Below are 24,344 nucleotides of genomic sequence, written 5' to 3'. Positions count from 1 at the left end.
ATTATAAATTTATCTTAGCATAGGTTGTCAAAAACTGTTCACACATTTTTCGACAATCCCTAACGTATTACATGGTATAATAGTAGTAGTTTTTTGGACGAATGATCCATTATGATTATTTAAAAGGTTGGGGTGAGAGATATTATGCATACACTAATGGTCGGACTTAATTATAGAACAGCCCCTGTTGAAATACGTGAAAAATTAACTTTTGATCCGGATAGCATTGCACAAGCTATGAAGGAATTGAAAGGGAAAAAAAGTATTCTTGAAAATATTATCGTTTCAACTTGTAATCGGACAGAAATATATGCTGTAGTCGACCAATTGCATACAGGACGCTACTATATTAAAGATTTTCTTTCACAATGGTTTGGTATTGAGAAAGAGGAATTTACTCCATATTTAAGTATCTTTGAAGATGAGGGAGCAGTTGAACACTTATTTCATGTTACTTGTGGATTAAATTCTATGGTTGTTGGTGAAACACAAATTCTTGGACAAGTACGTTCAAGCTTTTTATCAGCACAGGAAAAAGGAACATCAGGAACTGTTTTCAATCATTTATTTAAACAGTCTATTACATTAGCTAAACGTGCACATTCAGAAACTGAAATCGGCTCAAACGCTGTTTCAGTAAGTTATGCTGCTGTTGAGCTTGCTAAAAAAATCTTTGGGGACCTTACAAATAAAAATGTTCTCATCTTAGGTGCCGGAAAAATGGGTGAGTTAGCTGTTCAAAACCTACACGGTTCAGGCGTAGGTAAAGTAACGGTAATGAATCGAACTTTTGAAAAAGCACAAAACCTAGCTGAGAAATTCCAGGGTGAAGCCAAGACTATAGAGGAACTTCAATGTGCCCTAGTTGAAGCTGATATCATGATTAGTTCAACTGGAGCTAAGGGATATGTGGTTACAAAAGAGATTATGCAGGATGTCGAACGCATGAGAAAGGGTCGTCCTTTATTTATGGTCGATATTGCTGTACCAAGGGACTTAGATCCAGGACTTGCAGATTTAGAAAGTGTCTTTTTATATGATATTGACGATTTAGAAGGAATCGTGGAAGCCAATCTTCAGGAACGTAAGGTAGCGGCTGAAGAAATAGAGCTTATGATTGAATCAGAGATCGTTGAATTTAAGAACTGGTTGAATACCTTAGGCGTAGTTCCAGTGATATCAGCTCTTCGCAAAAAGGCATTAACCATTCAAGCTGAAACAATGGAAAGTATTGAACGAAAGATGCCTAATCTTTCCGAACGTGAGAGAAAAGTATTAAATAAGCACACGAAAAGTATCATAAATCAGCTATTAAAAGACCCTATTTTACAAGCAAAGGAACTTGCTGCACAACCAAATGCAGAGGAATCACTTTCATTATTTATGAAAATCTTCGATATTGAGGAAGCAGTTGTTTCTGAGCAGGGGATGCAAACGGCTAAGAGTAATTTGAACAAGGTAGCAAATAGACAGCAGCCTTCTCTACAGTCATAATGAGGAGAAAATCGATATGGTAGAGATGAATGTAATGAGATTACATGAGTTCACAGTAATTCTCTATGCCTTAAGTGCCCTACTTTATTTTATAGACTTTCTTCATAATAACCGGAGGGTGAATAAGTTTGCCTTCTGGTTACTTGCATTTGTATGGGTAATTCAATCGATTTTTCTATTAACGAGACTGCTAAGTACAGGTAGATTACCGATTTTATCTATGGTGGAGGGGCTTTATTTTTATGCCTGGGTGCTGATAACCCTCTCTTTAATTTTAAACAAATATTTGAGAGTAGATTTCATTGTATTTTTTACAAATTTATTAGGTTTTTTCATAATGGCATTGCACACATTTGCTCCAGGTCAGCACGGTTCAAGTGCAGTGGAAAGTCAGTTAATCTCAGAATTACTTATGATTCATATCTCGATGGCGATTCTTTCATATGGCGCATTTTCGTTATCTTTTGTTTTTTCGATTCTGTATTTGATTCAATATAACTTATTGAAACAGAAAAAATGGGGAAAACGACTCCTTCGTTTAGATGATTTATCAAAACTAGACCATATGTCATATGTATTGAATCTCATTGGAGTGCCCATGCTTTTACTATCACTTATTTTAGGTTTGTTATGGGCCTTTATTAAGGTTGATAATTTTAATTTTTACGATGCAAAGGTGGTAGGATCGTTTTTTGTTCTAGTTATCTATGCATGGTATTTATATAAAAGGGTGGTCCAAAAGCTTCAGGGAAAGGCCATCGCTAATTGGAATATTGGAGCATTTTTACTTTTGCTTGTTAATTTCTTTTTATTTGGAAGCTTATCAAGTTTTCATTTTTGGTATACATAGACAGGAGGTACATTCATGAGAAAAATAATTGTTGGGTCTAGAAGAAGTAAATTAGCTATTACACAAACAAACTGGGTTATTCAACAGCTTAAGGATCTTGGTGTTCCATATGAGTTCGAGGTAAAGGAAATCGTCACTAAAGGGGATAAAATCCTTGATGTAACTTTATCTAAGGTCGGAGGTAAAGGCCTTTTTGTTAAGGAAATTGAACAAGCTTTATTCGATAAGGAAATTGACATGGCGGTTCATAGTATGAAAGATATGCCCGCAGTGCTACCTGAAGGCCTAATTATTGGTTGTGTGCCAAAACGTGAAGATCATCGTGATGTAATCATTTCCAAGGGGAATGTTTCCTTTGAAAAGCTTCAAAGTGGGGCTATCGTGGGTACAAGTAGCTTAAGAAGAAGTGCACAGCTTCTAGCAAAAAGAAACGATATCGAAATTAAATGGATTCGTGGAAATATTGATACGAGACTTGCAAAGCTTGAGAACGAAGATTACGATGCAATCGTATTAGCAGCAGCCGGCTTAAAGCGTATGGGGTGGTCTGACGATGTAGTATCCGAATTCGTAGACCCTGAGGTTTGCTTGCCAGCAGTAGGTCAAGGTGCGTTAGCAATAGAATGTCGTGAAGATGATGCAGAACTTTTAGTAGCATTGTCAAAATTTAATGATGAATATACGGAAAAAACGGTTGCAGCTGAACGTGCATTCCTTGATAAAATGGAAGGCGGCTGTCAAATTCCAATCGCAGCATATGCAACTATGTCCGATGATAATGAGATTGCTTTGACAGCTTTAGTGGGCTCTCCTGATGGAAATACGATTTACAAGGAACAGGTCTACGGTCATAATCCAATCGAGGTTGGTCATGAAGCAGCAAATAAATTGACAAATCTGGGTGCAAAAGAACTCATCGACAAAGTGAAAGAGGAGCTAAATCAGTAATGGAAGGCGAACAACCTCTTTTAGGGAAAAGAATCTTAAATACGAGAGGTAAAAAGCAAGCTGCTGAATTTTCAATGAAAATTACAGCGGCTGGCGGAACGCCAATTGAAATTCCGTTATTAACATTTGAAAAACCGAAAAATACAACGATTATTAAGAATACAATAAGCAATTTAAAGTCATATGATTGGTTGATTTTTACGAGTAAGAATGGTGTAGATTCCTTTTTCGATTTTTATAATCAGGTAGTGGAAGAAGCGGGAATGAACCTTCCACTGCCCAAAATTGCTGTAGTTGGCACAAAGACAGAAAAGGCTCTATTAACAAAGGGATATAAACCGGAGTTGGTTCCGGAAGAGTTTATCGCGGAAGGCTTGTTTAAGAGTTTAACACCTTTTGTGAAAAAAGGTGCTCGCTTTTTACTTGCTCGTGGAAATCTAGCACGTTCTTATTTAGTTGATGAATTGATTAGGCATGGGGCAGAAGCTACCGATTTAGTTGTCTATGAGACGGTTGGAGATTCTCGTGAAAAAGAGCGCTTAGTAACGCTTTTAAAAGACAAACAAATTGATATTATAACCTTTACAAGTCCTTCAACTGTGAAGCAATTTTATAAAATGGTTGAACAATTAGAGTGGCAACTTTGGACAAAAAATGTGATATTTGCTTGTATTGGACCGGAAACAGAAAAGTGTGCAAAGCAATTACATATACCAATTCACATATGTCCAGCTAATTACACCATTGATCATTTATTAACGGAAATTGTCGATTATTTAAAAGCGCAAGAAGGAGAAAAATAAATGGAAAAATTACAATTTGCAAGACATAGAAGACTACGTCAAACGGCAAATATTCGAGCATTAGTACGTGAAACTCATCTTCATACAGATGACCTAATTTACCCATTGTTTATCGCTGAGGGCGAAAATAAGAAAGTAGAAGTTCCTTCTATGCCTGGTGTATATAATATTTCATTGGATTTACTTGAGCAAGAGCTTGATGAAATCGTAGAATTAGGAATTAGATCTGTTATATTATTTGGTGTACCAAATGAAAATGAAAAAGATGAAACGGGTACTGGTGCATTTCATGACCACGGAATTGTCCAAAAGGCAACTCAATTAACAAAAGAAAAGCATCCAGACTTGGTGGTAATCGCTGATACATGTCTTTGTGAATATACATCACATGGGCATTGTGGTGTAATAGAAAATGGACAAGTTTTAAATGATCCTTCCCTTGAACTATTAGCAAAAACGGCTGTAAGCCAGGCAAAAGCTGGTGCGGATATAATTGCCCCATCTAATATGATGGATGGCTTTGTGACAGCGATTAGACACGGCTTAGATGAAGCTGGATTTGAAAATGTTCCAATTATGTCTTACGCGGTTAAATATTCATCAGCATTCTATGGTCCATTCCGTGATGCTGCAGGGAGTGCTCCTTCCTTCGGTGATCGTAAAACGTATCAAATGGACTATGCGAATCGTCTAGAGGCATTAAGAGAAGCTGAATCAGATATTGAAGAGGGTGCTGATTTCTTAATTGTAAAACCAGCATTGTCTTACTTAGATATCGTGCGTGATGTTAAAAATAATTTTAATGCACCAGTGGTAGCTTATAATGTGAGTGGCGAATACTCCATGATTAAAGCGGCTGCTCAAAACGGATGGATAAATGAAAAAGAAATTGTTATGGAAATGCTAACAGGAATGAAACGTGCAGGTGCAGATTTAATCATTACGTATCATTCAAAAGATGTTGCTCGCTGGTTACAAGATAAATAATAGCCTTATTAAGGGGCCTGCCCCCCACCGTGTTAACGCATTAACGCATCGGGGGTCAGGCCCCCAAAAAAGAAAGGGGTTACGAAGATGAGAAGTTATGAAAAGTCAAAAGCGGCATTTGCAGAAGCAGTACACCTCATGCCAGGTGGTGTAAACAGCCCAGTTCGTGCTTTTAAATCGGTAGCTATGGATCCAATCTTCATGGAACGTGGGAAAGGTTCTAAAATATATGATATCGATGGAAATGAATACATAGATTACGTTTTATCATGGGGCCCTCTTATTCATGGTCATGCGAATGATCAAGTTGTGGAAGCACTTAAAAGAGCAACCGAAATGGGAACTAGCTTTGGTGCCCCAACTTTAGCAGAAAACGAACTTGCAAAGCTTATCATTGAAAGAGTCCCATCAATTGAAATCGTTCGGATGGTTAACTCCGGTACAGAGGCAACGATGAGTGCGTTACGATTAGCTAGAGGATATACAGGTCGCAGTAAAATCTTAAAATTTGAAGGTTGTTACCATGGACACGGCGATTCTTTATTGATTAAAGCTGGTTCAGGTGTAGCTACACTCGGTTTACCGGACAGCCCGGGAGTACCCGAAGGAATTGCAAAAAATACGATTACCGTTCCTTATAATGATTTAGAGGCTGTGAAATACGCGTTTGAACAATTTGGAGAAGACATAGCAGGTGTTATTGTCGAGCCAGTGGCAGGAAATATGGGGGTTGTTCCTCCACAGCCAGGATTCCTTGAAGCACTTCGTGAGATTACAACACAAAATGGAACATTGCTCATTTTTGATGAGGTAATGACTGGATTCCGGGTCGACTATAATTGTGCACAAGGATATTTTGGTGTCACTCCTGACCTTACATGTCTTGGTAAAGTAATAGGTGGTGGACTCCCTGTAGGCGCATATGGTGGCCGGGCAGAAATTATGGAGAATATTGCACCAGCTGGACCAATCTATCAAGCAGGAACCCTTTCTGGTAATCCATTAGCAATGGCTGCAGGTTATGAGACTTTATCACAGCTGAAACCAGAAGACTATACTGAATTTAAAAAGAAAGCTGATCGACTAGAAGAAGGGCTTACACAAGCAGCTGAAAAATACGAGATCCCACACTGCATCAATCGTGCGGGTTCAATGATTGGATTCTTCTTCACCAATGAAAAAGTGATAAACTATGAAGTTGCAAAAACATCTAACTTAGAGTACTTTGCATCCTATTATCGTGAAATGGCAAATGAAGGAGTATTCCTTCCACCATCACAATTTGAAGGACTGTTTTTATCAACAGCACACACTGATGAAGATATTGAAAAAACAATTCAAGCAGCTGAAAAAGCATTTTCTAAACTAAAAGGATAACGAGAATAGTAGGACAGACTCAGTAAACGACTGAGTCTGTCTTTTTATTTACGGAAATTATCATAAATGCTTATGATTTATCATAAAAATTGTAATGTCATAGTAAATCTGTATAGAAGAGGACTGAAAGGAGGAGTAGCTATGTCTGAAAACTTACGATTTTCAGTAGAGGAATCAGTCTGGTTTCAAAAGGGACAGGAAGTCTCAGAGCTCATCTCAATATCTCTTGACCCAGATATTGTGATTCAAGAGCATGACCAATATGTGTCCATACGCGGTGCATTACAACTAACAGGTGAATATCGTATAGATGAAAACCATTCCGAGGAGGAGGAACGCGATTTTACGTCGGTTCGCCTTGTGAATGAAGTGATCACAAGAGAAGATGGGGTTAGTGAACTAAACCATCGATTCCCAGTCGATATTACAATTCCACAAGATCGTGTACAAAGCCTCGATGATGTATATGTTTCAATTGAGACGTTTGACTATGAAATTCCGAAGCGTGGATGTTTACAAATTATTGCCGATTTAGCAATTAGCGGTATCCAGGGTGTTACTCAGGCGCCTAAGGAGGATGCTGTGCAGGAGACAATAAAACAAGAGGTGCAAGCTCCTGTTGTAGCAGAACAAGAAGCAGAAGAGGAACTGGAGCTTGTAAGAAGCATTCCTCCTGAAGAAGAAACCGAAGTGGAAGTTCAAGCGGTTTCAGAACAGGTGGAAGAGGAAAAAACACAGGAGCAAGTAGAGGTAGTGCTACAAGAAAAAGACGAAGTGGTGCTACATAGAGAGGCACAAGAAAAAGTTCAGGTAGAGGCTCAAGATGATATTAAGTCAGAGGCTAAAGATGATGTTCAGGTAGAGGCTCGAGAAGAAGCTCAGGTGGAGAAACAACCAGAGGTTATTGCTGTAAATGAACAGCAGAATGAGGAAGAAGATACTGATCTATTTGTTCCATTTGAAGTGGAGGCTAGAAAAGAGGCATACCAAGAACACGAGGTACATGAGGAAGAAGAGGTTGTTGATGTTGTCGAAGCGATTGAAGAAGAAGAGGTTCATGCAGTGTTAACCCCTTCAATTGAAGTGAAAGCAAGACATGATAATCAATTATCCTTTGGGTCTGATAATCCAAATAAGAAAAACTCGACTGCCGTCCAGGAAAAAGATGCAGTGAAAGAACAAAGAGAAGAAAAGATTGATGAGCCTTCAAAACGTAGCGAAAATGATTTATTATTAACTAAAATTTTTGGTAGAGATGAAGTAGATGACCATACAACCATGAAAATTTGTATCGTTCAACACGGAGATACGTTAGAAAAGATTTCAGAGCGTTATGATATCTCAGTACAACAATTAGTACGTGTAAATTCACTAAACACAGATTCCGTCTCTGAAGGACAGCTTTTATATATCCCTGTTCAAGCAAATAGTTAGAAACATAGATAGGGTGAGGAAAACCTCACCCTGTTTTCTTTATGAAACGAATTACCAAAACTGTTAGGAAAGAGAGTGATTGGCCCAATGGATAATAACGATGCTAGAGAATTAGGGCCCATCTTAAAAAAATATAATCTAAAGCCCTTATCATTTGAACAACTCGGTAAAGTTACCAAGGTTGTGACAAACAAAGGAATTTTTGCATTAAAATCTGTTTCAAATAAAATAAATCCTTCCTTCCCTACTTTCCTTCAACAATTATTGCAACAGGGCTATACAAGGGCAGTTCCCATTTACTCAACCATCGAGGGGAAATACCTTGTCTATCATAACCATAAATTCCACTACCTAATGCCTTGGTTAAAAACTGCGACCATCGAACATCGTGGAGAACATTATCATTCCTTTTTTAAAGAAATTGCTAGAATTCACTTAACAACTGCAAGAAAAATACAAATGAACGATGAAACTGAGATTACAAGGCATTATGAATCAATCGTTAAGAAATGGGATGAGCGGAATCAATTACTAGAAGGTTTTGTAGAAAGTGCCGAACAAAAATGGTATATGTCTCCATTTGAACTTCAATTCTGTACGTATTTTTATGAAGTAAGTCTAGCAGCCTCATTTGCAAGATCACAACTCGATAAATGGCATGAGTTAATGAAAGGAGAAAAAGCATACCGTACCGCATTAACACTTAATCATTTTTCAGATACACATTTTTTATATGATGACAGTGGAAGGGGCTATCTATCAAATTTTGAAAGGGCAGGGTATGCCAGCCCTACCAATGATTTAGTAAGCCTCTATTTTCGAATATTAAAGACTTATCCGACTTTGTGTACAGATTGTCTTGAATGGTTTGAAACCTATCAAAGCCGTTTTCCATTACGTGAAGAAGAGTTCTATCTCTTTCTAAGCCATTTGACTTTCCCTGAGCCAATCTATAAATGTCTTCGAAATTACATGGATAATAAACGGAAGAAATCAGAGCTAGAACATGTCCAAGTTTTACAACGAGCCTATTGGTTGACTAAAAATATTGAATTTGTTTCAGTGAAACTGTTGGAAGCTGAACAAAAAAGAAAAGAACAAGAGGAAGAAGAATCCCATACGGAATAAAGTATGGGATTTTTTAGATCATGTCGAGGTAAAATGCAACTGCGAGTAAAATTAATATGGCCAAAAAGAGCACATCAAATGAGGTGGGTATAAATATAGTTCGAACCGCTTGAACAATGGTGATGGGGATGATAAATTGGTGACAAACATCTCTACATTGTCGTAGCCAATGAGGATAAGAGTATTTTCTAAATCGTCGTCTTCTCATGCTTTATCTCTCCCTTCAAAGAAATCCTATAACTAAACTATGCTTGGAAAAGCAGAAAAGTTCCTGTCAATTCAGATTGAAAATTTTGTAACAAATTAACTTAAAGAGAATAAAGTATAAAAAACTTGGCTACCCTTATTGACAATACCTATTGAAATTCAACAAAATAAGTAGTAAAATTCTTTAAAGAACTTAACTTACATCCCCATAATGAGTACATACGATGACAGGGAAGAGTACATTGTGAACACCTTCAGAGAGAGAAATCATTAGCTGTGAGATTTCTTAGGAACGTAACGATGGAAGGTCACCCTTAAGTAGCTTTTATGAAATGAAGTAGTAAAAGCCGGTGAAAAGCCGTTATCTTTTTTTGAGAGCATAGATACGTTTTTTATCTATGAAAAAAGGTGGTACCGCGAATAGACTCCATTCGTCCTTTTATTAGGATGAATGGAGTTTTTTTATTTATTCAGCCGAAGCTGAAAAATAAGCCTCCGGCGGATGTCACAGATTTTCAAAAGAAACTTTTCGAGCAAGCTCGAAAAAATCTGGACGGCAAATACGCCAAGGCGCATTTGATTTTGTTTATTAGTTTAAGGAGGAACTCAAATGGAAGGTAATGAAAAGACTTTATCAACTAAGTATGATCCGCAAGCCATTGAAGCGGGGCGCTATCAATATTGGTTAGAGGGTAAATTTTTTGAAGCAAAAGATGATGCTGAGAAAAAACCTTATACGATTGTCATTCCACCACCAAACGTAACTGGTAAGTTACATCTAGGTCATGCGTGGGATACAACCTTACAGGATATACTTACTCGTATTAAAAGAATGCAAGGCTATGATGTGTTATGGTTACCGGGAATGGACCATGCTGGTATTGCAACCCAAGCAAAGGTCGAGGCTAAGCTACGTGAAGAAGGAAAATCTCGCTATGACCTAGGGCGAGAAAAGTTTGTAGAAGAGACATGGAAGTGGAAGGAAGAGTATGCGAGCCATATTCGTGAACAATGGTCTAAACTAGGTCTTGGACTTGATTATTCCAGAGAACGTTTCACTCTTGATGAAGGACTTTCTAAGGCGGTACGTGAAGTATTCGTTACCTTATATAAAAAAGGTCTAATTTACCGCGGTGAATATATCATCAACTGGGACCCAGCTACAAAAACAGCTCTATCTGACATTGAAGTAATTTATAAGGATGTTCAGGGTGCATTTTATCATCTGCGTTATCCGTTAGCAGATGGAAGCGGATCTATTGAGATTGCTACGACTCGACCAGAAACAATGCTAGGTGACACAGCAATTGCTGTTCATCCAGAAGATGAGCGTTTCAAGCATTTAATCGGTAAAACGGTTATTCTCCCAATCGTTGGTAGAGAAATTCCGATTGTGGCAGATGATTATGTTGATATGGAATTTGGATCAGGTGCAGTTAAGATTACACCGGCACATGACCCGAATGACTTTGAAGTAGGAAATCGTCACAATCTTGAGCGTGTTTTAGTTATGAATGAAGATGGAACCATGAATGTAAACGCTGGTAAATACCAAGGAATGGATCGCTTTGAATGCCGAAAACAAATTGTTAAAGATCTTCAAGAAGAAGGCGTGCTATTTAATATTGAAGAGCATCTCCATTCAGTAGGTCACAGTGAGCGAAGCGGTGCTGTAGTTGAGCCATACCTATCCACACAATGGTTTGTAAAAATGCAACCATTAGCAGATGAGGCAATTAAGCTTCAATCACAAGAGGAGAAAGTAAATTTTGTTCCGGAACGATTTGAAAAAACATACTTGCGCTGGATGGAAAACATCCGTGACTGGTGTATTTCACGACAATTATGGTGGGGGCATCGAATTCCAGCATGGTACCATAAAGAAACAGGTGAGGTTTATGTTGACCATGAGCCACCAAGTGATATCGAAAACTGGGAGCAGGACAATGATGTTTTAGATACTTGGTTCAGTTCTGCCTTATGGCCATTCTCCACAATGGGCTGGCCAGATAAGGAAGCAGCCGATTTTAAACGCTATTACCCTACAGATGCTCTTGTAACTGGCTATGATATCATCTTCTTCTGGGTTTCAAGAATGATTTTCCAAGGACTAGAATTTACAGGAAAACGGCCATTTAAAGATGTTCTGATTCACGGTCTGGTACGTGATGCGGAAGGCCGTAAAATGAGTAAGTCACTCGGAAATGGTGTGGACCCAATGGATGTTATCGCCCAATATGGCGCCGATTCATTACGTTACTTCTTATCTACTGGAAGTTCACCTGGTCAAGATTTACGCTTTAGTATGGAAAAAGTTGAAGCAACTTGGAACTTTGCCAATAAGATCTGGAATGCGTCACGTTTCGCATTAATGAATATGGGTGACATGAAGTTCGAAGATATTGACTTTAGTGGTGAAAAATCTGTTGCAGACAAATGGATTTTAACTCGCCTAAATGAAACAATTGAATCAGTAACAAAGCTTGCAGATAAATATGAATTCGGTGAAGTGGGTCGAGTTTTATATAACTTCATTTGGGATGAATTCTGTGATTGGTATATAGAAATGGCGAAGCTTCCTTTATACGGTGAAGATGAGCAAGCAAAGAAAACAACCAGATCGATTCTTGCATATGTCTTAGACAACACGATGAGATTACTACACCCATTCATGCCGTTTATTACCGAGGAAATATGGCAAAACTTGCCACATAATGGCGAATCCATTACTGTTGCAAAATGGCCAGAGGTGAATCGTGAATTATCTGATGATCAAGCAGCCGGTGAAATGCGACTATTAGTCGATATTATTCGCTCTGTTCGAAATATCAGGGCAGAAGTAAATACACCAATGAGCAAACAAATCAAGCTTCATATCAAAGCAAAAGATGAAGCCGTTCTTTCACAATTGGAGAAGAATCGTTCTTATTTAGAAAGATTCTGTAATCCTAGTGAACTTGTACTTGCAACTGAAATTACTTCTCCTGAAAAGGCTATGACTTCAGTAGTAACAGGAGCAGAATTATTCCTTCCACTTGAAGGATTGATCAACATTGATGAAGAAATTAAACGTTTAGAAAAAGAACTAGATAAACTAGATAAAGAAGTTGAACGCGTTCAGAAGAAACTTAGCAATGAAGGTTTTGTGAAGAAAGCACCTCAAAAGGTAATTGAAGAAGAACAGGCAAAAGAAAAAGATTATCTTGAAAAACGCGAAACAGTTCGTGAACGCATTTCAGAATTAAGAGGCTAAAGGAATGAGAGGCGGATCTACTATAGATTCGTCTTTCCTTCATTTTTTAAGTTGAATGATTATATATGGAGGAACCCATATGATACATACGTACGAAGACGCTTTGTCTTGGATTCATGGAAGATTAAGACTTGGTATGAAACCAGGACTTGCGCGAATGGAATGGATGATGGAACGGCTCGGTCAACCGCAAAAAAAAATTAAAGCAATCCATGTAGCAGGAACAAATGGGAAAGGCTCAACTGTTAGCTACATTCGCAATATGTTACAAGAAGCTGGATACAGAGTTGGAACATTTACTTCTCCCTATATTGAGACCTTTAATGAACGAATTAGTGTAAATGGAAAACCTATATCAAACGACGAAATAGTCACCCTTTTAAAGGTGATCAAACCATTAGCAGATGAACTAGAAGGAACCGAACTCGGGGGTCCAACTGAATTTGAAGTAATCACAGCAATGGCTCTCTATTATTTCGGGGAAAATCCCAATATCGACTTTGTGATAATGGAGGTTGGATTAGGGGGTAAGTTAGACTCTACAAATGTGATAACTCCTCTTGTATCCATAATTACGAGCATTGGATTTGATCATATGAACATACTAGGGGACACCATTGAAAAAATTACCGGAGAAAAAGCGGGTATCATTAAGCAGAATGTCCCGGTCGTGTCAGCTGTTGAACAACAGGAAGCTATTGAAGTTATTAATGCCAAGGCAAAAGAAACAAATAGCCCAATTTATCAGTTGGGACAGGATTTTTTTATTTCAGATCACCAACACAAAAATGGAGAATCATTTACTCTAAAAGCACATCAAAAAACATTTCATAATCTAACCATTGCCATGAAGGGTACACATCAGGTAAGAAACGCGAGTCTTGCAGTAATGACGATAAATATTTTGAAAAATAGCGGGATTGTACAAATAGGAGATCAAGAGCTTGCAGCTGGATTGGAAAAAACAAAATGGATCGGTCGCTTTGAAGAAATTTCGAAAAAGCCTCTCGTCATTCTAGACGGAGCTCATAATCCAGAAGGAATTAAAAGCCTTGTTGATACAATCCAGGCTCACTTAAAAGGTAAGGAAATCCACATTATTTTTAGCGCATTACATGATAAAAAACTTGATACAATGATTGGCCAACTAGAAGCAGTCGCTCATAACCTAACATTTACAACCTTTGACTTTCCAAGAGCAGCAAGCTCCAAGGAACTATATGAAAATTCCTCTAAAGGTGAAACGATTGCAACGATTGATAACTGGATGGAAGCTGTGAAATCGGAATTAGACAAGGTGACAGCGGAACAAAATTCAGTCCTAGTAATAACTGGTTCACTTTATTTTATATCAGAGGTTAGGGGATATTTATTATCAAAATAACTGAATAGAGGCAAGATAGAAGTGAAATAGATAAGAAAAGAATTTTTCTTGTCTATTTTTTTACATGAAAATACAAATTCTGACACGACTTTATGTTTTTTTCTTTCCAATATTATTTAATAACAATATAATGGTGCTAAAGAACTATTTATGAAGGGGGAATGGAGGTTGAAGTTAAAGAATCAAAATGGAATCACCTTACTTGAAATACTCGCCTCCATCGTCATTCTGTCAATTATCATTGTTTCAATCACACCAATGTTCATACAATCATCTAGGGCTAATCATCTATCAAAAAATATAACAGAGTCAACTTATCTTGCAGAATCCGAGATGGAAGAAATCATAAATTTAAATACAAATTCTACTACACGTTCATTAACTGATCTATCAAATAAGTTACAAAATAAAGGATACAGAAATGATCCTTCATGCACGAATTGTTATGGAAATTCTAAAGAAGGACGGTATGTATTTGTACAGATCAAAGATCATTCAACTGACCTAGGAAAAGTTGTTCTAAAAGTCTATAGAGATACATCTAAAAAAGAGCTTGAATCCCAAATGGAGATGATTATATCTTGGAAAAAATAGTGGGTGTTAATAAATGATAAAGTCCGAAAGAGGTGTTAGCTTAATTGAACTTTTGGCCGCCATTGCACTTCTTTCAGTCGTTCTACTCCTAGCTAGTTCTGTTCATTTATTTGGACAAAAACAAATGAATTCCCAATCAGATGAGGTACAAATACAATCACAAGAAAGACTAGCGGCAAATATAATCACAAAGGAAATTAGAAAAGCAAAAACTGTCGAGGTGAAAAACCCTAATCAGTTAACCCTTAATGATACAGATACTTACAAACTTGAAGGAACGACAATTAAGAAAAACAATGAAGAGTTCATGACAAAAATAAATGGTTTTTCTGTTTCAAAGAATGAAAATAAAGTTAGTTTAAAAATTGGGAACCTGCCAGAAACCACTATTTATATACGAGAATAGGCGTGATATTTTGAAAAAACGGACTTCATTCTTAAATAATGAAAAAGGCGTTGCCTTAGTTATGGTGCTGTTAATCTTAACGGTCGTTACTATTTTAGGCCTAGCTCTAATGGGACTTACATTGAATAATATGAAAATGAGCTCCAGTGATAGAACCTATCAATCTACTTATTATATTGCTGAATCAGGCGTAACATATACGTTGGATAAAATGAATAAGAACATAGTAAATATTTATAACGACTCTACAAATAAAACTACGTTTTTCTCAAAAATTGATAGTATGTTCACGGATATTAACAATGAACTACCCTATACAAATTTTGAAGAAGCTTTTGGACATAAACCAGAAGCAAAAATTTTGATCGAAAAGATTGGAAATCAAAATAAGAATTCAAGTCATCAAGATTATAAAATCACATCAATCGGAACAATCGATAATCGGTCACGAACGGTGGAGAAACAAATCCGCATCAAATGGGTAGCTAAAAATAATGTGGAAATCCCTGATACAGCTGTTTTTGTTAAAGAAGTTATTGATTTATCAGGTGGGGCCGATATTTTTGGTAATGTAGGGACAAACTCATCTGCCCCTAAATCGGTCAGACTTAGCGGTGGTGCTGATATTTCAGGTACGGTATATGTAGGCCCCAGTGCTGGAAATGATGTTATTGAGAAACCTCAAAATATGGCCGTTGACTTTGAAATAGTTAAATTACCGTATATAAAAGTATTTAACTTACCGCAGTTTCCTGCATTTCCTACCAATCCAATACCAAAGAACGAAAGTATTTATAACAATAACAATAGTCATGATGTCATTTATAACGGATCATTACGTATTAATGATTGGGTAGCTAACAATTACACATTATATATGACAGAGGATTTGCAATTCGATGAGATTTATATTACTTCGAATAATACATTAAATATAGATATAGGTAGTGCTGATCGAAACATCGTACTAAATCATTTAAATGTTCCAAACGGAAAAATAAATATCATTGGAACAGGAAAACTTACCCTTTATGTTAATAACAATATAACAATGGGTGCAGGCAGTGTTATTAATGCCACTGATGAGATTGAAAATATTAAAAAGAATAATGAAGCAACAAGTTCGGAGCTAATCAGAGAACAAATTAAAATGCTTGATATTTTTTATAATGGCCTTAGCCTGGATATGTCAGGAAGTCAAAAAATATATGGTTCGTTATATGCACGAAATGCAAACATTTCTCTGACTGGGGGATCGGGTTTTCAAGGTCATATTATTACTGGTGGTGGAAAGATAGACATTAGTGGAGGAGCTAATGCTATAACTCAAATTTTTTATGCACCAAATTCAAATGTAAATATATCAGGTGGAGGCACCATTGTAGGTAATATTATTTCTAAGAACTTAACCATTTCTGGGGGAGGATCAATAACATATAATAATGCCCTTGATGATGATTTACCCCCAATCTTTGGTGGGGCAACGGGTGCCGTATCATCAAAAGATATTCTCTCATTAGAACCAACTAGAGAAAAATAACGATAGTAAATGGGGCGAACGGCCCTATTTTTTTATGCTTTAGAATCGAGTTTGAAAAAATGACAAAATGTATGAATTTATTACAAATATCGTCTAAATCTTCTTTAGTATTTTCCTATTTTCATATAAAATGATAGGTAATGAATAGGTATTTTTTACTATAAAAACATGCGTTTGAATCTGGGGACACTACGAACTAAAGTTACAATTTAGTTTCGTCTAATAAAAGCTACCGCTATAAGCAGTTGAAGGGGGGGACAACTTTGCAAAAAATAGTTTCAGTTAAAATATTTAGTCTGCTAATTATTTGTGTTTTACTGCTATCACTTTTTTCGACTGTTGGAGCAAGAACGTATCATGCATTCTTTGCCGAAGAAATCTTCAAGGAAAGGACTATGATTGGACCCGTGGATGTTTCGGGCTTAACTAAGGAAGATGCAAAAGGCATTTTATTATCAGAGATTGAAAACTGGTATGGGACAGGTGAACTTTCAGTTGTATCTGGTGATGAAAAAATGAAATTGAGCAAACGTGAAGTATATAGCTTTCATATTCTTGAGAGTATTAATTCAGCAGCTAATGGCATCCAAAACCCCCTTCTTACAGATTTAAAGGATGATCAATTTGAAACAGTACTTACTGAATTAACTTTGATGGAAATAGAGGATTTTGAATCTAAAGAACTTAAATCTGGGATATTATCACCAGCCTCAAATTTACTTCCTGGTGAAATAGAAATTAACCTTGTACAATTTGTTATTGTAGATGATTCCAATGTACTATCACAGTCGGTTGTTAGTAATATAGACGATGAGAGTGAAATAGAAAAATGGGTTAACGAATATGGAGTTGTACATGTACCTGCAAATAAGCCATTTTCACTACTTACCTTATTATCTGAAAGTGGCACAACAAATCACTATTCAGACAAAGCATTAAGTGTAATCGCTACAGGAATATATTCTACTGTACTACCGTCTAATTTTGAAATCATTGAACGACATATTAGTGATGTGCTGCCTTCTTATGCTGATTTTGGATATGAGGCAAAAATTGAAAACAAGAAAAAGGATTTAATTATCTACAATGAAAATCCTTACGATTATAAACTAGTCTTTTCATTAACTGGCAAAAGGTTAGAAGTCCAACTTGTAGGTGCGGAGCTTCCACAAACAATCAAAGTCTCCATAGAGGATGAAGAAAACTTTAAGCCAAAGATAATTAAGCAATATGATAGTACCCTTCCCAAGGGAAAAATGGTTGTCAAACAACAAGGTAGTCCTGGTCAAGTTGCAAAAGTATATCGAATAATGAGTGAGAGTGGCCAAGTAGATCAAAGGGTGAAGATAGCTGAGGATTATTATCCACCAATCCATACGATTGAAGCCCATAGTATTATCGTACCGGAACGATCGCCAAACTTAAATGATTCTGATCCTGAAGACAATGAAGCTAATTTCGAATCAACCACTCCTGGCAATAATAATGGAACAGAAGGAAAAAAAAATAACAAAGAATCGGGAAATGAATCTAAGGAAGAGAACGAACAAGAAAATATAGATTTATGGGAAGATCCTGACCCAATGCATTTAATAAAATCTTAGGAAGGGGAAATTCATGCGAAAACTTCGTAAGCGATTAGGGGACTTACTACTTGAGTCAGGTCTGATAACAGAGAATCAATTAAAACAAGCGCTTGAGGACAAAACAGAGTCTCAAAAACTTGGGGATATTCTTCTTCAAAAAGGGTTTATAACCGAACAACAATTAATTGAAGTACTAGAATTTCAATTGGGGATACCACATGTTAGTTTATTCCGTTATCCAGTTGATACTACATTAACAAACCTGATTCCTAAAGAAATGGCGAGACGTCATTCTTTAATTGCCCTTCGAAAAGAAGGGGACAAGCTTTTTGTGGCAATGGCGGACCCAATGGACTTTTATGCAATTGATGATCTACGTCTATTGACCGGATTTCATATTGAACCTGTCATTGCTTCAAAGGATGAAATCTTACGTGCAATTAATAAGTTCTATGATCTGGATGAAGGAGTAAAGGAACTTTTTAATGAAACACCAACTGAAATCCAAGAAGAGAAAATTACAAATGAGGATTCACCGGTTGTTAAGTTAGTCAATCAGATATTGCAAAATGCAGTCCAACAGCGTGCAAGTGATATTCATGTGGATCCACATGAAACGAAGGTTATGCTTCGTTACCGAGTGGATGGAGTGCTCCGTACAGAACGTGCTTTACCGAAAAGCATGCAAGGAGTCTTAACTGCAAGAATCAAAATTATGGCAAATCTTGACATTACAGAAAGTAGAATCCCACAGGATGGCCGCATAAAAGTTAATCTTGAAGCACACCATATTGATTTACGTGTTTCAACATTGCCAACCGTTTATGGCGAAAAAATCGTAATGAGGGTCTTAGATTTAGGAAGCTCCCTTAATAATCTTTCACAATTAGGATTTAATCAAATTAACTTTAATAAATTTAAGAACTTAATTAAAAAACCTACGGGTATTGTATTGATCACAGGCCCAACGGGATCTGGTAAGTCTTCAACCCTTTATGCTGCTTTAAACCATCTTAATTCAGAGCATGTAAATATAATTACAATTGAAGACCCTGTTGAATATCAACTCGAAGGTATTAATCAAATTCAAGTAAATGCTAATGTAGGGATGACGTTTGCGAAAGGCCTAAGAGCGATATTAAGACAAGACCCTAATATCATCATGGTAGGGGAAATACGTGATCGAGAAACAGCAGATGTAGCAGTAAGAGCTTCCTTAACGGGTCACTTAGTATTAAGTACTCTACATACAAATGATTCTCTGGGAACAATAACTCGTCTGATTGATATGGGTGTTGAACCTTTTCTTGTTGCTTCTTCACTATCTGGTGTAGTGGCCCAACGATTAGTTCGCCGGGTATGCCGGGATTGTGGTCAACTGCAGGAACCTACCGTTCGTGAGCTCGAAATCTTCGTAAAACGTGGTATTTCAGTTGATAAGGTGAACAGAGGAAAAGGCTGCGGGACGTGTAATATGACGGGTTATAAAGGCAGAGTTGCTATTCATGAATTATTGGTAATTAATGATGATTTGAAAAGGGCAATTATGAATCGAGAATCCTACACGACACTTCGTGAGTTGGCCATTAAAAATGAAACCATCTTTCTAATTGATGATGGACTATTAAAGGTTCAGCAAGGATTAACAACGACTGAAGAAATATTAAGAGTAACAATTGCTGAATAGGTGGGAACTAAATGAGAGAAGAAATAAATCGAATTTTATATTCAGCAAATGAACATAAGGCTTCGGATATTCATATTACCGCTGGTGTACCACCAATATTCCGTATCAATGGAGAATTAAAAAGATACGGAAAAGAAATCTTAAAGCAGCCTGTAATTGAGGAAATATCCAAAGCGATTGTCCCAGAAGAAATGTGGGACCAATTCAAAGCAAAAGGAGAACTTGATTTTTCCTATGGAATCGCTGGCGTATCACGTTTCCGCGTTAACATTTATATGCAAAGAAGCTGTCCTGCAATTGCATTTCGAGTAATTCCTACGTCTATTCCAACAATCGAAGATCTTGCATTGCCCCAGGTGCTTAAAAAGATTTGTCAAAAACCTCAGGGCTTGATACTAGTAACAGGCCCGACAGGTAGTGGGAAGTCAACCACACTAGCTGCAATGATTCAATATATTAACCAAACAATGAGTAAACATGTTGTGACGTTAGAAGACCCGATAGAATACTTGCATAAACATGGTATGAGTATTATTGAGCAACGCGAGGTTGGAAGTGACACTCATAATTTTGCAAATGGTCTTCGCGCAGCACTAAGGCAAGATCCTGATGTTATTCTTGTAGGTGAAATGCGGGATTTAGAAACAACACAAACGGCTATTACAGCTGCGGAAACTGGCCACCTTGTGCTGGGCACCTTACATACAGTAAGTGCTCCTTCAACAATAGACCGAATCATTGACATGTTTCCCTATGCCCAGCAGCCTCAAATCAAGATTCAACTAGCAAACGTTCTAGTAAGTGTTATCTCACAGAGATTATTTCCAACCATTGATAGAAAAGGTAGGAAAGCTGCAACAGAAATCTTGCTTAATAATTCAGCAGTTGCAAATTTAATTCGAAACGATAAAAATCATCAAATTAAAAATGTGATGCAAACAAGCCGTGCCGAAGGAATGCATACGCTGGAAAGCAATATTCGGGACTTAATCCGTGCCGGGGTTATTTCTAGGGAAATTGCAGAACCATTTATACAGGAGTTAAATTCAAATGGCTAGATATAAATATGAGGGAAGAGATAAATTTGGAAAAAAGTCCGGCACAATTTCAGGCACTTCTAAAACTGATGCGGTCGCAACTCTGCGTGATAAAGGAATTAGGGTAATTAGCATTAATGAAGTACCTGAGACCTTTTTAACGAAGGATTTAGCCATTGGCAATCCTGTTAAACTAAGGGACTTTGTCATCTTTTTAAGACAGTTTTCAACCCTGATTAAAGCTGGGGTAACCATTGTCGATTCAATGAATATTTTGGCGCACCAAACAGATAGTAAACCACTTAAAAATGCTCTGTTAGAAGTAGAGCTGGACCTTAGAGAAGGTATTGCCTTATCAACTGCTACTGCAAAGCATAAACGAATTTTTACTAACTTATTTACGAATATGGTACGTGTAGGTGAGGTTGGCGGAAGTTTGGATGAAACGCTTGAAAACCTTGCAGTGTATTATGAGAAACAAAATAAAACAAGACAAAAGGTAAAATCAGCGATGGCATATCCAATCGTAATTGGAATCGTTGCAATTGCTGTTGTCATCTTTTTATTAGTTTCTGTTGTCCCAACCTTTGTTGATATGTTTGCTGACTTTGGCGCAGAACTACCTGCTATCACAAAATTTGTGTTAAACGCAAGTGTGTTTATGCAAAAGTTTTGGTGGCTTGTAATACTTTTCGGCATTGTAATTTATATAATGTTTGTTCTTCTTAAACAAAGACAAGAAACAAGATTTTACTTAGATTATGCCAAAATAAAAATGCCCATTTTTGGGAAGCTAATTCAAAAGGCTGTTCTTGCCCGACTAACGAGAACACTAAGTTCCATGTTGAATAGTTCAGTACCTATTTTACAAGCGTTAGTTGTTGTTGAAACAATTGTTGAAAATGAAGTAATAGCGGACGTACTAAAGCAGTCAAGAAAAGCGCTAGAACAAGGAAAATCGATGACAGATCCGATGAAAAAGCACTGGGCGTTTCCACCGCTGATCATCCATATGATTGCGATCGGTGAAAGTACAGGTTCGTTAGATGAAATGCTAGGGAAAGTAGCAGATTTCTATGAGGATGAAGTGGAAAATGCAACCGACCAATTAAAATCATTAATTGAACCATTAATGATTGTATTTTTGAGCAGCATAGTCGGGACTATAGTCACGGCGATTCTAGTCCCGATGTTCGACATTTTTAATCAAATACAATGATAGAATTATGAAAAAAGACACACCTTTGTAAAAAATATGTTTAAATTCATGTTATTTCGAACAAATTTCTAGTGTTTTCAACAGCATTTGCTATTATAATATATAGTATAAATGGACTAGTTCCTAAAAAGGAGAGGGAAACATGTTTAAAAAGCATTTGAAAAATCAAAAGGGGTTAACTTTAATTGAATTACTAGCAGTTATAGTAATTTTAGGTATTATTGCGGCGATTGCGATTCCGGCGATTGGGAATGTGATTAGTAATACAAAATTAGATTCAGTAAAAGCTGACGCTATGCAAGTATTAGAGGCTTCATCTTTAGCGATTGCAAGTGAAGGGCCCCCAAGTGATAGCCAATTTGATTATTCTTCGGCTGCAAATGGAGCAAATGATTTAGAAGAATATATTGATGAAACACAGCTTACATCTTATGTTGTTTATGTAGTTGATGGAGTCCCTAAAACAATGGACTTCGTAGTAACTGTTAATGATAAAAAATATACAGCTAGTGGAGTAACAAAATCTGATCTTCAACTAAAAGATTTTTTCGAATCAACTAATACTGCAAGGACAGGAACAGTAACTGTTTCTGATGTTGAGTAAAAATAATGATAGTGTAGTCTTATCAATAGACTACACTATTTGATAGGGAATGTACAAAATGTATTATCTTTTATATATCTATATTTCATTAGTTAGTCTTAGTTTAGGCTCTTTCTTCAACGTCGTAGGCCTCCGCATTCCAGCAGGCAAGTCTATTGTTCGCCCGCGTTCTGCATGCCCAACTTGTAAGCATCAGCTTACAACGATAGAATTAATCCCGGTTTTTTCATACATAATACAAAGGGGCAAGTGCCGAAATTGTAAAACCCACATCTCACCTATATATGCTTCAATCGAACTTGCTACAGCAATTCTTTTCACGATTTCACCATTGCTGGTGGGATGGTCAAAAGAATTGATCATTGCTTGGACTTTAATATCATTATTGGTCATAATTTTCGTTTCAGACATCACATATATGATCATCCCAGATAAGGTTCTATTCTTTTTTACTCCACTCTTCATTATAGAGCGTATTTATGTGCCACTTGAACCATGGTGGGATATGATCACAGGTAGTTTAGTTGGCTTTCTGTTACTCTATCTTATCGCTGTCGTTAGCAAAGGTGGGATGGGTGGAGGCGATATTAAACTTTATGCAGTCATCGGTCTTGCATTGGGTTGGAAACTTGTCCTTCTGTCCTTTTTCCTCGCTACTCTTATTGGTACGTTTCTCGGATTAATCGGGATTGCAATTGGTAAAGTTAAAAAAGGAAAACCCATGCCGTTTGGTCCAGCCATTGTCATCGGTACACTTATAGCATATTTCTGGGGACACAACCTAATCGCGATGTATATTGACCTAATAGGATTTTGATAGTAAGGGGATACATAATGGCTTTTACACTTTTTTCACCAAGTAAACTTGCAAATATCATTTTAAAAGATCATGTAATTCGTTATGTGGGTGTGAAACGCTCTAACCCTATCACAGTACATAAGTTTCGAGAAAAATATTTACCTCCGGGCATTATTCAAGAAGGCAGAATCATTGAACGTGACACACTCCATTTAATTCTAGAAGAATGTATGACAGATTGGGGTATCAAAAATAATCAAGTCCAATTTATTATTCCGGACTCATTTGTAGTCATTCGAAAGATATCGATTCCAAATGAAGTGAAAGATGATGAGATTCTAGGATATATTTACCTGGAGCTCGGAGCAACCATTCATCTTCCTTTCGAAGACCCTGTTTTGGATTATAAAATTCTTTCAGAAGTTGAAAAGAAAAAAGAGGTTCTCATTTTTGCAGCACCTGAGGATGTTGCTATCGAATACTCGTCCCTATTAGAGGATATTTCGTTAAAGCCTATTGCGGCAGACATTTCACCACTTTGTATGTATCGACTGTTTCATTTTTGTAAGAAAACAAGTGCAGAAGAACATTCACTGTTGCTTCAATTTGATCTACAATCTGCAAATATAAGTATTTTCCATCACGACATCCCTTTGTTTATGAGGCATATTACCTTAGAAACATCAATTGATGATTGGGATATCCAACAAAACTCTTCCAAAACCTTAGCAGACATAAGATGGAACAGTCATCGCAGTAAGTTAGAAGTCCTGATAGATGAAATAACTAAAGAGATTGAACATGTGATGAATTTTTATAGTTTTAACATGTCACAGGGGAAAGAAAGAATTACAAATATTCTCGTTAGCGGGGATCATCCAAATCTTCCAGACATTACATCAACTCTTGTTGAACGATATGAAATTCCAGTTTGTACAATTGATACATTTGAGAAAATGCCTAGTCAATTTTTTCTACCATTAGGATTGGCGCTAAAAGAGGTGTAA

General features: G+C 36.9%; 21 protein-coding genes and 1 other annotated feature. Of the genes, 20 read left to right on the top strand and 1 reads right to left on the bottom strand.

Going from position 1 to position 24,344, the window contains the following annotated elements; translation table 11 throughout:
- Nucleotides 1-144 precede the first annotated feature (144 nt).
- From hemA to ysxE, 8 genes are all read left to right on the top strand, one after another.
- Nucleotides 145-1,494, top strand: coding sequence for a glutamyl-tRNA reductase (gene hemA, locus ACR65M_RS00530; RefSeq protein WP_341330716.1), 1,350 nt, complete (start codon nt 145-147; stop codon nt 1,492-1,494).
- 16 nt (nt 1,495-1,510) lie between these two features.
- On the top strand, nt 1,511-2,344 hold the full coding sequence (locus ACR65M_RS00525; protein ID WP_440272268.1) for a cytochrome C assembly family protein: 834 nt from the start codon (nt 1,511-1,513) through the stop codon (nt 2,342-2,344).
- 15 nt (nt 2,345-2,359) lie between these two features.
- Complete coding sequence (hemC, locus tag ACR65M_RS00520) at nt 2,360-3,292, top strand: hydroxymethylbilane synthase (RefSeq protein ID WP_341330718.1); 933 nt, start codon at nt 2,360-2,362, stop codon at nt 3,290-3,292.
- Nucleotides 3,292-4,095, top strand: a complete 804-nt coding sequence (locus tag ACR65M_RS00515; protein ID WP_440272267.1) for a uroporphyrinogen-III synthase — start codon at nt 3,292-3,294, stop codon at nt 4,093-4,095. Before hemC ends, ACR65M_RS00515 begins: the two co-directional genes overlap by 1 nt.
- Nucleotides 4,096-5,082, top strand: coding sequence for a porphobilinogen synthase (gene hemB, locus ACR65M_RS00510; protein WP_440272266.1), 987 nt, complete (start codon nt 4,096-4,098; stop codon nt 5,080-5,082).
- Nucleotides 5,083-5,169: 87 nt separating this feature from the next.
- The gene (hemL, locus tag ACR65M_RS00505; protein WP_440272265.1) at nt 5,170-6,459 is read left to right on the top strand and encodes a glutamate-1-semialdehyde 2,1-aminomutase; all 1,290 of its coding nucleotides are present in this window, start codon (nt 5,170-5,172) and stop codon (nt 6,457-6,459) included.
- Between the two features lie 141 nt (nt 6,460-6,600).
- Nucleotides 6,601-7,893 (top strand): stage VI sporulation protein D, encoded by a 1,293-nt coding sequence (gene spoVID / locus ACR65M_RS00500; RefSeq protein WP_440272264.1) that lies wholly within the window; start codon nt 6,601-6,603, stop codon nt 7,891-7,893.
- Between the two features lie 87 nt (nt 7,894-7,980).
- Nucleotides 7,981-9,021, top strand: a complete 1,041-nt coding sequence (ysxE, locus tag ACR65M_RS00495; RefSeq protein ID WP_440272263.1) for a spore coat protein YsxE — start codon at nt 7,981-7,983, stop codon at nt 9,019-9,021.
- Between the two features lie 13 nt (nt 9,022-9,034).
- Here the strand turns inward: ysxE and ACR65M_RS00490 are convergent, their stop codons facing one another.
- Nucleotides 9,035-9,229, bottom strand: coding sequence for a YszA family small membrane protein (locus ACR65M_RS00490; protein ID WP_121447694.1), 195 nt, complete (start codon nt 9,227-9,229; stop codon nt 9,035-9,037).
- 214 nt (nt 9,230-9,443) lie between these two features.
- Nucleotides 9,444-9,670, top strand: a binding site (T-box leader).
- A 168-nt stretch (nt 9,671-9,838) separates the two neighbouring features.
- Between ACR65M_RS00490 and ACR65M_RS00485 the strand changes: the two genes are divergently transcribed.
- The 12 genes from ACR65M_RS00485 (at nt 9,839) to pilM (ending at nt 24,344) form a co-directional block, all read left to right on the top strand.
- On the top strand, nt 9,839-12,481 hold the full coding sequence (locus ACR65M_RS00485) for a valine--tRNA ligase (protein WP_440272262.1): 2,643 nt from the start codon (nt 9,839-9,841) through the stop codon (nt 12,479-12,481).
- 79 nt (nt 12,482-12,560) lie between these two features.
- Nucleotides 12,561-13,865, top strand: a complete 1,305-nt coding sequence (locus ACR65M_RS00480) for a bifunctional folylpolyglutamate synthase/dihydrofolate synthase (protein ID WP_440272261.1) — start codon at nt 12,561-12,563, stop codon at nt 13,863-13,865.
- Between the two features lie 168 nt (nt 13,866-14,033).
- Complete coding sequence (locus tag ACR65M_RS00475) at nt 14,034-14,459, top strand: prepilin-type N-terminal cleavage/methylation domain-containing protein (protein WP_440272260.1); 426 nt, start codon at nt 14,034-14,036, stop codon at nt 14,457-14,459.
- A 13-nt stretch (nt 14,460-14,472) separates the two neighbouring features.
- The gene (locus ACR65M_RS00470) at nt 14,473-14,865 is read left to right on the top strand and encodes a prepilin-type N-terminal cleavage/methylation domain-containing protein (protein ID WP_341330727.1); all 393 of its coding nucleotides are present in this window, start codon (nt 14,473-14,475) and stop codon (nt 14,863-14,865) included.
- Nucleotides 14,866-14,875: 10 nt separating this feature from the next.
- Entirely contained in the window at nt 14,876-16,405 is a 1,530-nt protein-coding gene (locus ACR65M_RS00465) for a PilX N-terminal domain-containing pilus assembly protein (protein ID WP_440272259.1), read from the top strand.
- A 263-nt stretch (nt 16,406-16,668) separates the two neighbouring features.
- The gene (locus ACR65M_RS00460; RefSeq protein ID WP_440272258.1) at nt 16,669-18,009 is read left to right on the top strand and encodes a G5 domain-containing protein; all 1,341 of its coding nucleotides are present in this window, start codon (nt 16,669-16,671) and stop codon (nt 18,007-18,009) included.
- A 13-nt stretch (nt 18,010-18,022) separates the two neighbouring features.
- A complete protein-coding gene (locus ACR65M_RS00455) occupies nt 18,023-19,678 on the top strand; it encodes a GspE/PulE family protein (protein ID WP_440272257.1) in 1,656 nt (551 codons plus the stop codon).
- Nucleotides 19,679-19,689: 11 nt separating this feature from the next.
- Nucleotides 19,690-20,736, top strand: coding sequence for a type IV pilus twitching motility protein PilT (locus ACR65M_RS00450; RefSeq protein WP_341330731.1), 1,047 nt, complete (start codon nt 19,690-19,692; stop codon nt 20,734-20,736).
- Nucleotides 20,729-21,934, top strand: a complete 1,206-nt coding sequence (locus tag ACR65M_RS00445; protein WP_440272256.1) for a type II secretion system F family protein — start codon at nt 20,729-20,731, stop codon at nt 21,932-21,934. The genes ACR65M_RS00450 and ACR65M_RS00445 overlap by 8 nt, the downstream gene beginning before the upstream one ends.
- A gap of 142 nt (nt 21,935-22,076) precedes the next feature.
- Complete coding sequence (locus ACR65M_RS00440; protein WP_440272255.1) at nt 22,077-22,538, top strand: prepilin-type N-terminal cleavage/methylation domain-containing protein; 462 nt, start codon at nt 22,077-22,079, stop codon at nt 22,536-22,538.
- A 58-nt stretch (nt 22,539-22,596) separates the two neighbouring features.
- Nucleotides 22,597-23,355 carry a prepilin peptidase gene (locus ACR65M_RS00435; protein WP_440272254.1) on the top strand — a complete coding sequence of 253 codons (759 nt, stop codon included), beginning with the start codon at nt 22,597-22,599 and terminating at the stop codon, nt 23,353-23,355.
- 17 nt (nt 23,356-23,372) lie between these two features.
- Nucleotides 23,373-24,344: a type IV pilus biogenesis protein PilM gene (pilM, locus tag ACR65M_RS00430; RefSeq protein ID WP_440272253.1), complete on the top strand. Its 972-nt coding sequence runs from the start codon at nt 23,373-23,375 to the stop codon at nt 24,342-24,344.

Source organism: Ferdinandcohnia sp. SAFN-114 (assembly GCF_059415045.1).
Note: the sequence above shows the minus strand (reverse complement) of the source record. Positions and strands in the feature narration are given on the sequence as shown.

Coding starts and splice junctions, on each gene's coding strand:
- pilM (WP_440272253.1), top strand. CDS start 23,373: ATGGCTTTTACACTTTTTTCACCAAGTAAACTTGCAAATATCATTTTA.
- ACR65M_RS00445 (WP_440272256.1), top strand. CDS start 20,729: ATGGCTAGATATAAATATGAGGGAAGAGATAAATTTGGAAAAAAGTCC.
- ACR65M_RS00435 (WP_440272254.1), top strand. CDS start 22,597: ATGTATTATCTTTTATATATCTATATTTCATTAGTTAGTCTTAGTTTA.
- ACR65M_RS00450 (WP_341330731.1), top strand. CDS start 19,690: ATGAGAGAAGAAATAAATCGAATTTTATATTCAGCAAATGAACATAAG.
- ACR65M_RS00525 (WP_440272268.1), top strand. CDS start 1,511: ATGGTAGAGATGAATGTAATGAGATTACATGAGTTCACAGTAATTCTC.
- spoVID (WP_440272264.1), top strand. CDS start 6,601: ATGTCTGAAAACTTACGATTTTCAGTAGAGGAATCAGTCTGGTTTCAA.
- hemB (WP_440272266.1), top strand. CDS start 4,096: ATGGAAAAATTACAATTTGCAAGACATAGAAGACTACGTCAAACGGCA.
- hemA (WP_341330716.1), top strand. CDS start 145: ATGCATACACTAATGGTCGGACTTAATTATAGAACAGCCCCTGTTGAA.
- ACR65M_RS00440 (WP_440272255.1), top strand. CDS start 22,077: ATGTTTAAAAAGCATTTGAAAAATCAAAAGGGGTTAACTTTAATTGAA.
- ACR65M_RS00515 (WP_440272267.1), top strand. CDS start 3,292: ATGGAAGGCGAACAACCTCTTTTAGGGAAAAGAATCTTAAATACGAGA.
- hemC (WP_341330718.1), top strand. CDS start 2,360: ATGAGAAAAATAATTGTTGGGTCTAGAAGAAGTAAATTAGCTATTACA.
- ACR65M_RS00470 (WP_341330727.1), top strand. CDS start 14,473: ATGATAAAGTCCGAAAGAGGTGTTAGCTTAATTGAACTTTTGGCCGCC.
- ACR65M_RS00455 (WP_440272257.1), top strand. CDS start 18,023: ATGCGAAAACTTCGTAAGCGATTAGGGGACTTACTACTTGAGTCAGGT.
- hemL (WP_440272265.1), top strand. CDS start 5,170: ATGAGAAGTTATGAAAAGTCAAAAGCGGCATTTGCAGAAGCAGTACAC.
- ACR65M_RS00490 (WP_121447694.1), bottom strand. CDS start 9,229: ATGAGAAGACGACGATTTAGAAAATACTCTTATCCTCATTGGCTACGA.
- ACR65M_RS00485 (WP_440272262.1), top strand. CDS start 9,839: ATGGAAGGTAATGAAAAGACTTTATCAACTAAGTATGATCCGCAAGCC.
- ACR65M_RS00480 (WP_440272261.1), top strand. CDS start 12,561: ATGATACATACGTACGAAGACGCTTTGTCTTGGATTCATGGAAGATTA.
- ysxE (WP_440272263.1), top strand. CDS start 7,981: ATGGATAATAACGATGCTAGAGAATTAGGGCCCATCTTAAAAAAATAT.